We start from the raw sequence: 15,571 nt of genomic DNA on the forward strand, positions 1-15,571 counted from the left end.
GGCGTTCCCACCGGTCCGGGGGCATGCCCTTCGGGCCTGCCTGCGTGCCGCCAGCAACCGGCGCCTTTGAATACCAGCAGGTATGTTCGCTGCGTCGCGGCCGGCAGGCTGCCCGCAACGGATAGTCGCGACCCGAAAAGATACTTGCGGGTACGTAATTTCCGTAAAGACGCCGTGATGTCTGTTCGGATTGTCGACGCCATCGCATGGTGAATCGCGTTGAAAATACGCCACCGAATTCTTTTATGTGCCGGTGCGTGACGGGAGTGAGCGAGTTCTCTCGGTCACGAAATGCAAATTGCTATTCAACGAACCTCGATGAATCAATGGTTTCCGTTTCATCAGGGCAAAAATTGAGAGTGCGAAGAGAATAATTTGAGGAATAGAGACGAGCTCCCTCGGCAAGCTCCGGGCCGCTCTGCCTGAACCGTATCGATGCTGACGATCTTCGCTCAGCGAGATGCGCTGGCGGATGGACTTTGTCGTCAAGCAGGCATGCGCGGTCTTGCCATCATCTAGGGGCTTTTCATGTTCAGAATTTTCAGGGCGAGAGCGCGTCGGGGGTCCGACGTGAATCCGCGACCGTACGGCGTCGATCCCCAGGGTGTCGGCCCGACTCCCGAACCGCGCAGCCGGTCTGGCGTTGCGTCGCTGAAGCACGCGTACGAACGCCTTCGCGCTTCGATGCGGCAGATGATGCGAAATCGCGGCGCGACCTTCGCGCAATGCCCCGCGGCAAGGTCGTCCGAGGCCGCAAATCCGACCGTCGCCGGCCTTCCGTCGGGGCGAGTCAACCGCGTCAGGCCGCGTCCGGCGGGCTTGACGATAGCGGCAGGTTTCGCGGCGGCGTTCTCGATGGCAGGGGCGGTGTCGGCGGCGGACATCCCGTGGAGCTGCAACCAGTTCGCCTACCTGTTCCAGGGCGCGAGCGGCTCGGGGGGCAACGTGACGAGGGTGAATCTGGCCTCCGGCGCCAGCCAGTCCGTGGGCAACATGACGTCCCGTCTCAATGGCGTGGGCTTCAACACGCGCGACAACTATTTCTACGGTTGGGACGTCGACAACAACCGGCTGATGCGGGTGAGTTCGGACCTGACCCTGACGAACCTCGGCAGGCCTGCGGGCGTGTCGGCGACCGCCGACTACAACGTGGGCGACTTCGACGACAGCGGTCGTCTCTGGCTGTCGTCGTCCGACAGGAACGACTGGGTGGCGATCGATCTGGCCGACCGGAATTCGGCGACGTACGCGACGGTGGTGCGTTCGGGCTCGGCGCAGCTCGTGCCGGCCGGACACAACAGCGCCGACTGGTCATGGATCAACGGCGCCTTCTATCGCGTGGCGGTGGACCGGACGAACCCCTGGCGGCCGCGCCTGATCCGGTTTTCGCCCGGCAGTTCCGGCAACGGAACGGTGACCAATCTCGGTGTCATCGCCGGGCTGACGCCGACCACCACGAATACGAACTTCGGCGCCACGTACTCCGGGCCGGGCGGCTTTTTGTACGGCAGCGACAACCAGTCGGGTCGAATTTTCCGCGTCGATACGGGTGCGGCCAGCCCCGCGGCGACGCTCATGTCGACGGGGCCGGCCTCGACCGGCAACGATGGCGCGCGTTGCGCGAGCGCGACGATCGATCAGGCGACCCTGCAGCTCGCGAAAGCCTGGGGGGCCAACATCGCGGGCAATCAGGTAACGATCGGCGCGACCACCGGCGGTACGAACAACACGGTCGCATTCACGGCAACCGCACCGGCGGCGGCCAACAGCGGCGCGGCGGTCGCGATCAATGTCGGGAGCGTCGTCACGTTGCCTGCCGAGGGCGGGCCGAACGTCGCCAACTACACGACGACGCTGGCATGCACCGGGGGACATACGCTGTCCGGCACGAATGGCCAGCAGGCCAATACGCTTACGATCAACAGCACGAATGCGGCGGTGTGTACTTATACAAATACGGTGCGCCGACCGACGCTGCAGGCGGCGAAATTCGCAACCGCCGCGGGCACGTTCTCGTTCACCGGCAACAACGGGTATCCGGGAGATACGATCGCGGCGGCCGCGAATGCCTGGACCAACGGCGCCGTGCGCCAGCTCAGCGCCCCGAACGTGGCGGTAACGCTGACGGAAGCCGATCCGGGGGCCGGCTGGGTGAACTCGGTGGACACCTGCCGCGACGTGAACAACGGCAGCGCCCCGATTCCCGGACTCACCTACAACGCGGCAACGCGTACCTACACGATACCCGCCGCTCGGGTACTGCCGAACAGCGCCATCATCTGCGGGTTCGTCAATACCCGGGTACCGACGCTGCAGGCGGCGAAATTCGCGACCGCCGCGGGCACGTTCTCGTTCACCGGCAACAACGGTTATGCGGGAGACACGATCGCGGCCGCCGCGAACGCCTGGACCAACGGCGCCGTGCGCCAGCTCAGCGGCTCGAACGTGGCGGTGACGCTGACGGAAACCGATCCGGGCGCCGGCTGGGTCAATTCGGTGGACAACTGCCGCGACATGAACAACGGCAACGTCCCGATCCCGGGACTCACCTACAACACGGCAACACGTACCTACACGATACCCGCCGCGCGGGTATTGCCGAACAGCGCCATCATCTGCGGTTTCGTCAACCGGCGGGCCGCGACGCTGCAGCTTGCCAAAGCATGGAGCGCCGACAGCCGCGCCGGCGATCAGGTGACCATCGGCGCAACGACGGGCGGAACGAACAACACCGCGACGTTTGCCGCGACCGCGCCGACGGCCGCCAACAGCGGTGCGGCGGTCGTCGTGACGGTCGGCGACGTCGTGACGCTGCCCGCCGAAGGCGGAACGAACGTCGCCAACTACACGACGACGTTGGCCTGCACCGGCGGACATACGCTGTCGGGCACGAACGGCCAGCAGACGAATACGCTGACGATCACGAGCCCGAACGCCGCAGTGTGCACGTATACGAACACGCGCCGATCGCAGCAGCTGACGCTCGCCAAGACCTGGGCCGCCGGATCGACCGCCGGTCACACGGCGACGGCAACGACGACCGGCGGCACGAACAACGCGACGTTCGCCTCGACCGCGCCGACCGCCACGACCGGCACGGCCGTAACCGTGCGTGCCGGCGACGTGATCACGCTGCCTGCCGAAACCTTTGGCGGCGGCGCGACCGCGGCGAGCTACGACGCCATCGTGCAATGCACGGGCGGCAGCACGCTGGCGTCCGGTGCGACCGGCCGCCCGCTCACGATCAGCGCCAGCGCGACGGCAACGACCTGCACCTACACGAACACGCGCGTCGTCGCGCCACAGTTGACCGTGGCGAAGACGACGAGCACGCCGCGTTTCACGGTGGGCGTGGCGGCGAGCTTCACGCTGACGGTGACGAATTCCGGCACCGTGGCAACGACGGCGCAGACGGTCGTGACCGACACGGTGCCCGCAAGCCTGACGCTCGGCGCGATGCCGGCCGATTGCACGGCGAACGGCCAGACCGTCACCTGCACGATCGCCGCCGGCCTCGCCGTCAACGCGAGCGCGGCATTCGTGATCCCGGTGACGCCCACGGCGGCCGCGATGCCGAGCGTGGACAACACAGCGCAGGCTTCGGGCGGCGGCGACGCGACGTGTCCGGCGGCGGCGCGTTGTTCGAGCACGGTGAACGTGCCGGTGGACCAGATGGTGAATCTCGCGGTGACGAAGACCGCGACGCCGGCCGCCACCTACCTGCCGGGCGAGTCGCTGAACTATACGATTACCGTAACGAACAACGGCGCATCGGCGGCCGACGGCATCAGCGTGACGGATACCGTGCCGGCAACGGTGGCGGTAGCGAACTGGAGCTGCAGTACGAGCGGCGCCGGCAACGACTGCGACACCGCGGCGGCCGGTACCGGCGCGACCGGTACGGGCAACACGATCAACCTCGCCAGCGTTTCGCTGGTCTCGGGCGGCAGCCTGACGATCGCCGTAACCGGTACGGCGCAGCTCTCGGCGACGGGCGACATCGTCAACACGGCGACGGCGACGCCGCCGGCGGGTGCGACGTGCACGACGCCGCCCTGCGCGCGTTCGAGCACGGTGACCAATACCGACAGCGGCGCGCCGCAGCTGACGATCGTCAAGACGGCGACGCCGGCGTCGTTCGCGGTGGGCCAGCCGGCGACGTACTCGCTGGCGGTGAGCAACACGGGCACGTCGAGCACGGTCGGCACGATCAGCGTGAGCGATCCGCTGCCGGCGGGCCTCACGGCCGCACTGCCGATCACGGCGACGGGCTGGGACTGCGCGACGAGCACGGCGACACAAGTGAACTGTTCCACCAATGCGGTTCTTCTGCCGGGCAGCAATGCGCCGGTGATCAATGTGACGGTGGCGGTGGCGCCGGCGACGGCGAACCCGGCGGTGAACGTGGCGACGGTACAGGGCGGCGGCGACACGACGTGTCCGGCCGATGCGACGCACTGCACGTCGACGACCACGACGCCGGTGAACGCGCCGCGCCTTGACGTGACCAAGACGCTGACGGGCAACCTCGTGGTGGGCGTGTCCTCGACGTACACGATCCAGGTGACCAACAACGGCACGGCCGACACGCTGGCCGGCACGGTGACCGACACGATTCCCGCGGGTCTGACGATCGGCACGGTGTCGAGCGGCTGCACGGTGGCGGCGCAGGTGGTGACGTGCCAGATCCCGGCGGGCCTGAGTCCGGGCCAGTCGATCAGCTTCGAGACGCAGATCACGCCGCAGGCGAGCGTGTCGGGCCAGGCGATGACGAACAGCGCGGTGGCGAACGGCGGCGGCGATCCGACGTGTCCGCAGGCCGAGCACTGCACGGGCACGACGACCGACACGGTCGACGCGCCGCAGCTGTCGCTGGTGAAGACGGCGACGCCGAATCCGTTCGTGGTGGGCGTGCAGGCGACGTACACGCTGACGCTGACCAACACGGGCACGGCGGCGACGACCGCGACGACGACGGTCAGCGATACGATTCCGGGCGGCCTCGTGATCGGCACGCTGCCGGCGGACTGCACGGCGGCTAGCCAGGTGGTGACGTGTACGGTGGCCGCGCCGCTGGCGACCAACACGCCGGTGTCGTTCGCGATCCCGGTGACGCCGCAGGCGAGCCTGAACGGCTTGTCGGTGACGAACAACGCGACGGCGACGGGCGGCGGCGATCCGAGCTGCCCGACCGGAGCCGATCCGGCGACGTTGCCGGCGCGCTGCCTGGGCACGACGACGACGAACGTCAACGCGCCGAAGCTCGACATCGTGAAGTCGGCGAGCGGAGCCAGCTTCGTGGTCGGGGTTCCTGCGAGCTACACGCTGCAGGTGACGAACAACGGCGTGGTGGCCACGACCGGCGATGCGACGGTGACGGACGTGATCCCGGCCGACCTCGTGATCGACAGCGCGCCGGGCTGCACGATCGCCGGCCAGACGGTGACGTGCACGATCGCGGCGCCGCTGGCGGCCGGTGCGACGACGAGCTTCACGATCCACGTGACGCCGACGGCGGCGGCGAACGGCCAGACGCTGGCCAACACCGCGACGGTGCAGGGCGGCGGCGATCCGACATGCCCGACCGACACGACGCACTGTTCGTCGACGACGAACACGCCGGTGAACGCGCCGCAGCTGACGATCGTCAAGACGGCGAGCGCGCCGAGCTTCGTGATCAACGTGCCCGCGGCGTACACGCTGACCGTGACGAACACGGGCACGGCCGCGACGACCGCCGCTGCGACCGTGAGCGACACGCTGGCGAGCACGCTGACGCCCGGCACGATGCCGGCCGGTTGTACCAATAGTGGACAAGTGGTGACGTGCACGATTCCGACCGGCCTTGCCGTCGGCGCAACGGCGACGTTCGTGATCCCGGTGACGGCGACGGCTGCGGCGAACGGCACGACGATCGCGAATACCGCGACGGTGTCGGGCGGCGGCGATCCGACGTGCCCGGCCGATACGACGCACTGCACGTCGACGACGTCGACGCCGGTGAACGCGCCGCAGCTGACGCTGACCAAGACGCCGAGCGCGTCGAACTTCGTCGTCGGCGTGCCGGCGAGCTACGTGCTGGAAGTGCGCAATACGGGTACGGCGGCGACGACGGCCGAGACGACGGTGAGCGACAACGTGCCCTCGACGCTGACGCTGGGTGCGATGCCGACGGATTGCCAGAACAATGGCCAGGTGGTGACTTGTACCGTCCCTGCGGGCTTGGCGATCGGCGCCGCCACGAGCTTCGTGATTCCGGTGACGCCGACAGCGGCCGCGAACGGCTTGACGCTGGTGAACAACGCGTCGGCAACGGGCGGTGGCGATCCGACCTGTCCGGCCGATGCGACGCGCTGCACGCCGACGACGTCGACGCCGGTCAACGCGCCGCAACTGACGCTCGTGAAGACGGCGAGCGCGGCGAACTTCGTGGTCGGCGTGCCGGCGAGCTATACGCTGACGGCGACCAACACCGGTACGGCGGCGACGACCGCCGGCGCGGTGGTCACCGACACGGTGCCGGCGACCCTCACGCTCGGCACGATGCCGTCGGGCTGTGCAAATAGTGGACAAGTGGTTACCTGTACGATTGCGGCGGGCCTTGCGATTGGCGCGAGCTCGGCGTTCGTGATCCCCGTTACGCCGACGGCCGCCGCGAGCGGCACGACCGTGACGAATACGGCAACGGTCTCCGGCGGCGGCGACGCGACGTGTCCGGCCGAAACGGCGCGGTGCGAATCGACGACGAACACGCCCGTGAACGCCCCGCAGCTGACGCTCGTGAAGAGCGCGCCGACGAGTTTCGTGGTCGGCGTGGCGTCGGCCTATACCTTGACGGTGACCAACACCGGCACGGCGGCGACGACGGCCGCGGCGACGGTGACCGATACGGTCCCGGCGAGCCTGACCCTCGGCACGATGCCGGCCGGCTGCGCGGCGAGCGGACAAGTGGTGACGTGTACGATCGCGGCGGGTCTTGCCGTGAACGACGACGTCGCTTTCGTGATTCCGGTCACTCCGACGGCGGCCGCGAACGGCACGACCGTGACCAACACCGCGACGGTATCGGGCGGCGGCGATCCCACTTGCCCTGCCGACGCGACGCGCTGCACGTCGACGACCGACACCCCGACGAACGCGCCGCAGCTGACGATCGCCAAGGCGGCGAGCGCGACGAGCTTCGTCGTGGGCGTGCCGGCGAGCTACACGCTGACGGTGACCAACACCGGCACGGCGGCGACGACGGCCGGCGCGACGGTGAGCGACACGGTGCCGGCGAGCCTGACGCTCGGCACGATGCCGGCCGGCTGCACGGCGAACGGCCAGACGGTGACGTGCACGATCGCCACGGGCCTTGCGGTGAACGACGACGTGTCGTTCGTGATCCCGGTGACGCCGACGGCGGCCGCAAACGGCACGACGGTCGTCAACACGGCGCAGGTTTCGGGCGGCGGCGACCCGACCTGCCCGGGAGCTGCGCATTGCGAGTCGACGACGAACACGCCGACGAATGCGGCGCAATTGACGATCGCGAAAACGGCGAGCGCGGCGAACTTCGTGGTCGGCGTGCCGGCGAGCTATACGCTGACGGTGACCAACACCGGCACGGCCGCGACGACGGCGGCGGCGACGGTGAGCGACACGGTGCCGGCGAGCCTGACCCTCGGCACGATGCCGGCCGGTTGTACCAATAGTGGACAAGTGGTGACGTGCACGATCGAGGCGGGCCTTGCGGTCAACGCGAACACCGCGTTCGTGATCCCGGTGACGCCGACGGCGGCCGCCAGCGGCACCACGGTGTCGAATACCGCGACGGTGTCCGGCGGCGGCGATCCGAGCTGTCCGGCGGCGACGCATTGCTCGTCGACGACGGATACGCCGGTATTGGCGCCGGCGCTGACGGTGGTCAAGACCGCGAGCGCGCCGCGCTTCACGGTGGGTGTCGCGGCGAGCTTCACGCTGACGGTGACGAACACCGGTACGGCGGCGACGACGGCGACGACGACGGTGAGCGACACGGTGCCGGCGAGCCTGACGCTCGGCACGATGCCGGCGGGCTGCTCCAACAGTGGACAAGTGGTGACGTGCACGATCGCGGCGGGTCTTGCGGTCGACGCGAACACCGCGTTCGTGATTCCGGTGACGCCGACGACGGCGGCGATGCCGAACGTGGCGAACACGGCGACGGTATCGGGCGGCGGCGATCCGACCTGTCCGGGCGCGACGCCGTGCTCGAGCACGGTCGACGTGCCGGTCGACCTCGTGGTCGACCTGACGATCGCCAAGACGGCGACCCCGTCGGGCACGTATCTGCCGGGCCAGTCGCTCGACTACACGATCCTCGTCACCAACACCGGCACGAGTCCGGCGGTGGGCATGCGCGTGACCGACACGGTGCCGGCGAACGTCACGGTGACGGGCTGGACGTGCGCGGCGACCGGTGCGGCGGCGGACTGCGACAGTGGCGCGGCCGGCACCGGCGCGAGCGGCACGACGAACGCGATCAATCTGGCGAACGTCAACCTCGGCGTCGGCGAGAGCCTGACGATCACGGTCGACGGCACGGCGCAGCTGTCCGCGACGGGCGCGATCGTGAACACGGCGACGGCGACGCCGCCGACGGGCGCCACCTGCACGACGCCGCCTTGCACGGCGACGGATACGACGACGAACACCGACGGCGGCCTGCCGCAGCTGACGATCGTCAAGACGGCGACGCCGGCGTCGTTCGCGGTGGGCCAGCCGGCGACGTACTCGCTGGCGGTGAGCAACACGGGCACGTCGAGCACGGTCGGCACGATCAGCGTGAGCGACCCGCTGCCGGCGGGCCTCACGGCCGCGCTGCCGATCACGGCGACGGGCTGGGACTGCGCGACGAGCACGGCGACACAAGTGAACTGTTCCACCAATGCGGTTCTTCTGCCGGGCAGCAACGCGCCGGTGATCAACGTGACGGTGGCGGTGGCACCGGCGACGGCGAACCCGGCGGTGAACGTGGCGACGGTACAGGGCGGCGGCGACACGACGTGTCCGGCCGATGCGACGCACTGCACGTCGACGACCACGACGCCGGTGAACGCGCCGCGCCTTGACGTGACCAAGACGCTGACGGGCAACCTCGTGGTGGGCGTGTCCTCGACGTACACGATCCAGGTGACCAACAACGGCACGGCCGACACGCTGGCCGGCACGGTGACCGACACGATTCCCGCGGGTCTGACGATCGGCACGGTGTCGAGCGGCTGCACGGTGGCGGCGCAGGTGGTGACGTGCCAGATCCCGGCGGGCCTGAGTCCGGGTCAGTCGATCAGCTTCGACACGCAGATCACGCCGCAGGCGAGCGTGTCGGGCCAGGCGATGACGAACAGCGCGGTGGCGAACGGCGGCGGCGATCCGACGTGTCCGCAGGCCGAGCACTGCACGGGCACGACGACCGACACGGTCGACGCGCCGCAGCTGTCGCTGGTGAAGACGGCGACGCCGAATCCGTTCGTGGTGGGCGTGCAGGCGACGTACACGCTGACGCTGACCAACACGGGCACGGCGGCGACGACCGCGACGACGACGGTCAGCGATACGATTCCGGGCGGCCTCGTGATCGGCACGCTGCCGGCGGACTGCACGGCGGCTAGCCAGGTGGTGACGTGTACGGTGGCCGCGCCGCTGGCGACCAACACGCCGGTGTCGTTCGCGATCCCGGTGACGCCGCAGGCGAGCCTGAACGGCTTGTCGGTGACGAACAACGCGACGGCGACGGGCGGCGGCGATCCGAGCTGCCCGACCGGAGCCGATCCGGCGACGTTGCCGGCGCGCTGCCTGGGCACGACGACGACGAACGTCAACGCGCCGAAGCTCGACATCGTGAAGTCGGCGAGCGGAGCCAGCTTCGTGGTCGGGGTTCCTGCGAGCTACACGCTGCAGGTGACCAACAACGGCGTGGTGGCCACGACCGGCGATGCGACGGTGACGGACGTGATCCCGGCCGACCTCGTGATCGACAGCGCGCCGGGCTGCACGATCGCCGGCCAGACGGTGACGTGCACGATCGCGGCGCCGCTGGCGGCCGGTGCGACGACGAGCTTCACGATCCACGTGACGCCGACGGCGGCGGCGAACGGCCAGACGCTGGCCAACACCGCGACGGTGCAGGGCGGCGGCGATCCGACGTGTCCGACCGACACGACGCACTGTTCGTCGACGACGAACACGCCGGTGAACGCGCCGCAGCTGACGATCGTCAAGACGGCGAGCGCGCCGAGCTTCGTGGTCGGCGTCGAGGCGACGTACACGCTGACCGTGACGAACACGGGCACGGCCGCGACGACCGCCGCTGCGACCGTGAGCGACACGCTGGCGAGCACGCTGACACCCGGCACGATGCCGGCCGGTTGTACCAATAGTGGACAAGTGGTGACGTGCACGATTCCGACGGGTCTCGCGATCGGGGCGAGCGCGAGCTTCACGATCCCGGTGATGGCGACGGCTGCAGCGAACGGCACGACGATCGCGAATACCGCGACGGTATCGGGCGGCGGCGATCCGACGTGCCCGGCCGATGCGACGCATTGCGCGTCGACGACGTCGACGCCGGTGAACGCGCCGCAGCTGACGGTGGTGAAGACCGCCAGCGCGTCGAACTTCGTGGTGAACGTGCCGGCGAGCTACACGCTGACGGTGACGAACACGGGTACGGCGGCGACGACGCGGGACGCGACGGTCAGTGACACGGTGCCGGCCACGCTGACGATCGGCACGCCGTTGCCGGCGGGTTGCGCGGCGACGGGCCAGGTAGTCACGTGCACGATTGCGGCGGGACTGGCGACGGGATCGCCGGTGAACTTCGTCATACCCGTGACGCCGACGGCGGCCGCGAGCGGCACGACCGTGAGCAATACCGCGACGGTGCAGGGCGGCGGCGATCCGTCGTGCCCGGGCGCCACGCAGTGCACGAGCACGGTCGACGTGCCGGTGAACGCCCCGCGCCTCACCGTCGTGAAGACCGCTAGCGCTTCGAACTTCGTGGTCGGCGTGCCGGCCAGTTACACGCTGACGGTGACGAACACGGGCAGCGCGGCGACGACGGCCGGCGCGACGGTCAGCGACACGGTGCCGGCGAGCCTGACGCTGGGCACGATGCCGGCCGGCTGCGCCGCGAGCGGACAACTGGTCACCTGCGCGATCCCGACCGGCCTTGCGGTCGGCGCGAACGTCGCGTTCACGATTCCGGTGACGCCGACGCCTGCCGCGAGCGGCACGACCGTGAGCAACACCGCGACGGTGTCCGGCGGCGGCGATCCGACGTGTCCGGCCGATGCGACGCATTGCACGTCGACGACGAACACGCCGGTGAACGCACCGCAGCTGACGATCGTGAAGACGGCGAGCGCGTCGAACTTTGCCGTCGGCGTCGCGGCGAGCTACACGCTGACGGTGACGAATACCGGCAGCGCGGCGACGACGGCCGACGCGACGGTCAGCGACACGGTGCCGGCGAGCCTGACGCTGGGCACGATGCCGGCCGGCTGTGCCAACAGCGGACAAGTGGTGACGTGTACGATCCCGACCGGCCTTGCGGTCGGCGCGAACGTCGCATTCACGATTCCGGTGACCCCGACGGCTGCGGCGATGCCGAGTGTGACGAACACGGCGACGGTGTCCGGCGGCGGCGACGCGACTTGTCCGGCGGCGACGCACTGCTCGAGCACGGTCGATGTGCCGGTCGGCGAGGTGGTGAATCTGGCGATTGCCAAGACGGCAACGCCGACGGGCACGTATCTGCCGGGCCAGTCGCTCGACTACCGCATCATGGTGACCAACAACGGCCCGAGTCCGGCGAACGGCATCCGCGTGACCGATACCGTGCCGGCGAGCGTGGCCGTGGCGGATTGGAGCTGCGCGGCCAACGGTGCGGCAACCGGCCCGACGGCCGACTGCGACACCGGCGCGGCCGGCACCGGTGCGACCGGCACGACGAACGCGATCGACCTGCCGAACGTTCGCCTGGGTGTCGGCGAGAGCCTGACGATCACGGTCGACGGCACGGCGCGGCTCGGCGCGACCGGTACGATCGTCAACACGGCGACGGCGACGCCGCCGCCGGGGGCGATCTGCACCGCGCCGCCGTGCAGTGTGACCAGCACGGTGACGAACGGCGACGGCGGCGCGCCGCGACTGACGATCGTCAAGACGGCGACGCCGGGCGCGTTCGCGGTCGGCCAGCCGGCGACTTACGGGCTGCAGGTGAGCAACACAGGCAGTTCGAGCACGGTCGGCGCGATCACCGTCAGCGATCCGCTGCCGACGGGCATCACCGCGACGCTGCCGATCACGGCGGCCGGATGGGATTGCTCGGCCAGCACGACGACGCAAGTGAACTGTTCCACTTCTGCCGTTCTCCTGCCCGGCAGCAACGCGCCGGCGATCAGCGTGACGATCGCGGTGGCGCCGACGACGGCGAACCCGGCGGTGAATACGGCGACGGTGCAGGGCGGCGGCGATACGACGTGTCCGGCCGATGCGACGCATTGCACGTCCACGACGACGACGCCGGTGAACGCGCCGCGACTGGACGTGACCAAGGTGCTGCAAGGCAGCTTCGTGGTCGGCGTGCAGAGCACGTACGTCATCACGGTGACGAACAACGGCCAGGCCGACACGCTGGCCGGTACGATCGTCGATGCGATCCCGAGCCTGCTGACGATCGGCACGCTGCCGATCGATTGCACGGCCGCGGGCCAGACCGTGACCTGCGCGATTCCTGCCGGCATGTCGCCCGGAACGAGCGTGAGCTACACGATTCCGGTGACGCCGCAGCCGGCCGCGAACGGTCAGAGCCTGACCAACAACGCGACGGCGCACGACGGCGGCGACCCGACGTGTCCGGCCCAGTCGCACTGCACGGGTACGACGACCGACAACGCGAGCGCGCCGCAGCTGCAGATCGTCAAGACGGCGACGCCGGAGTCGTTCGTGGTGGGCGTGCAGGCGACGTATACGCTGACGGTGACGAACACCGGCACGGCGGCGACGACGGCGCCGACGGCGGTGACCGACACGGTCCCGACCGGTTTGACGATCGGCACCTTGCCGGCCGGCTGCACGGCCGTGGATCAGGTCGTCAACTGCACGATCGCGGTCGGTTTGGCGACGGGCACGTCGGTGAGCTTCGCGATTCCGGTCACGCCGACGGCGGCGCTGAGCGGGCTGTCGGTGACGAACGTGGCGACCGTGCGCGGCGGCGGCGATCCGAGCTGCCCGGTCGGCGCGCCGAACCCGCCGGCGCGTTGCAACGGCAGCGTCACGACGCCGGTCGATGCGCCGCGGCTGACGATCGTGAAGACCGCGAGCGCGTCGAGCTTCGCGGTCGGCGTGCCGGCCAGCTATACGCTGACGGTCACGAACACGGGCACGGCGGCGACGACGCGGATCGCGACGGTGAACGATCCGATACCGGCCGACCTGACGATCGGTGCGCCGTTGCCGGCCGGTTGCGTCGCGGCGGGCCAGACCGTCACATGCTCGATCGCCGCGGGTCTCGCGGTGAACGCCAGCGTCAGCTTCACGATTCCGGTGACGCCGACGGCGGCTGCGAGCGGCCAGACGCTCACCAATACCGCGACGGTGTCCGGCGGCGGCGACCCGACGTGTCCGGCCGATACGACGCACTGCGCGTCGACGACCAACACGCCGGTGGAACTGCCGCAGCTGACGATCGTCAAGACCGCGAGCGCCGCGAGCTTTGTCGTCGGCCAGCCGGCGAGCTATACGCTCACGGTGACGAACACCGGCGGCTCGGCGACGACGGCCGACGCGACGGTCAGCGACACGGTGCCCGCGAGCCTGACGCTCGGTACGGTGCCCGCCGGCTGCGCCAGCAGCGGGCAGGTGGTGACGTGCACGATCCCGAGAGGGTTGGCCGTCGGTGCGAGCGCCAGCTTCGTCATCCCGGTGACGCCGACGGCGGCGGCCAGCGGCACGACCGTCACCAACACCGCGACGGTGTCCGGCGGCGGCGATCCGACGTGCCCGGCCGATGCGACGCACTGCTCGTCGACGACGAACACGCCGGTCGATGCGCCGCGGTTGAGGATCGTCAAGACCGCGAGCGATGCGGCGTTCGCGGTCGGCCAGTCGGCGAGCTACACGCTGACGGTGACGAACGTCGGCGGCATCGCGACGACGGCCGCGGCCGGCGTGCTCGACGACGTGCCGGCGGTGCTGGCGCTCGGCAGTCCGCTGCCGGCCGGCTGCACCGCGACCGGCCAGGTCCTCTCGTGCACGATCCCGGCGGGCCTCGCACCGAACGCTTCGGTGCAGTTCGTGATCCCGGTGACCCCGACGGCGGCGGCGAGCGGCACGACCGTGACGAACACCGCGATCGTCGGCGGCGGCGGAGACGCGGTGTGTCCGCTGCCGATGCCGCGGCCGGTGCCGCAGCCGGCCGGCGGAGGCGTCGACCCGAACTGCTCGAGCACGGTCGACGTGCCGGTCGACTCGGCCGAACTGACGATCGTCAAGACCGCGAGCGCGCCGAGCTTCACGGTCGGCGTGCCCGCGAGCTACACGCTGACGGTGACGAACACCGGCCGCGCGGCGACGACCGGTCCGGCGACGATCGAGGATCCGCTGCCGGCGGGCCTCGCGCCGGGCACGATGCCGGCCGGCTGCGCGATCGCGGGCCAGACCGTCACGTGTACGGTTGCCGCGGGCCTTGCGCCGGGCGCGAGCGTCGCGTTCGTGATTCCGGTGACCCCGACGAGCGCGGCGGCCGGCACCGCATCGATCGCGAACACCGCGACGATCGCGAGTGGCGACCCGACGTGTCCGCAGGCGAGCCACTGTTCGAGCACGGTCGACGTGCCGGTCGGCGACGCGGCCGATCTGGCGCTGGTCAAGGACGACGGGGGCGTCGTGATCCGCGAGGGCCAGCCGATCGTATGGACGTTGACCGTGACGAACCACGGCCCGGGCGCGGCGACCAACGTCGTGGTCGCCGATCCGCTGCCGGCCGGGCTGACGTTCGTCAGTGCGAGCGGCGACGGCTGGACCTGTGCGGCGAACGGCGGCAGCGTCAGATGCACGCGGCCGACGCTCGCAAGCGGCGCTACGGCGACGATCGCGCTGAAGCTCGCGGTGCCGAAGGCGTATGCCGGCGCGAATCCGATCGTGAACACGGCGACCGTCGCCAGCGACACGCCGGACCCGAACCCGTCGAACAACACCGGCTCCGACAACACGCCGCTCGTGCGTGCCGAATTGCCGGTGCCGATGCTGAACCTCGGAGCGCTGCTGGGCCTGATCGTGACGCTTGGCGGGTTCGCCTGGGTCGCGCAGGTCGGACGGCGGCGCGTGACGCTGCGGAAGTAACGGCGCGGGGCGACGGCGAGGTTCGCTTTCGTCGTCGTCCCTTCGCCGGATTCGTTACAGAAAAAAACAAAAATTCAACGACTGGCGGCGAGAGGCGACTCTCGCCGCTTTTCTTTTGCGCCGTGCCGCGAGTCGACATTGCGACGTGCATTTCGCGCTGCCGCAAACCGTCCGCCGCTCGGATCGTCGCCTCGGTCAGGCCGTT

General features: G+C 69.8%; 1 protein-coding gene. It reads left to right on the forward strand.

Annotated elements, in window-relative coordinates:
• The first annotated feature begins 855 nt into the window (after positions 1-855).
• Positions 856-15,366 carry a DUF11 domain-containing protein gene (locus OD750_RS02675; RefSeq protein ID WP_272841759.1) on the forward strand — a complete coding sequence of 4,837 codons (14,511 nt, stop codon included), beginning with the start codon at positions 856-858 and terminating at the stop codon, positions 15,364-15,366.
• Positions 15,367-15,571: the final 205 nt, after the last annotated feature.

The sequence above is a fragment of the Tahibacter soli genome (genome assembly GCF_025717065.2).
Lineage (GTDB): Bacteria > Pseudomonadota > Gammaproteobacteria > Xanthomonadales > Rhodanobacteraceae > Tahibacter > Tahibacter soli.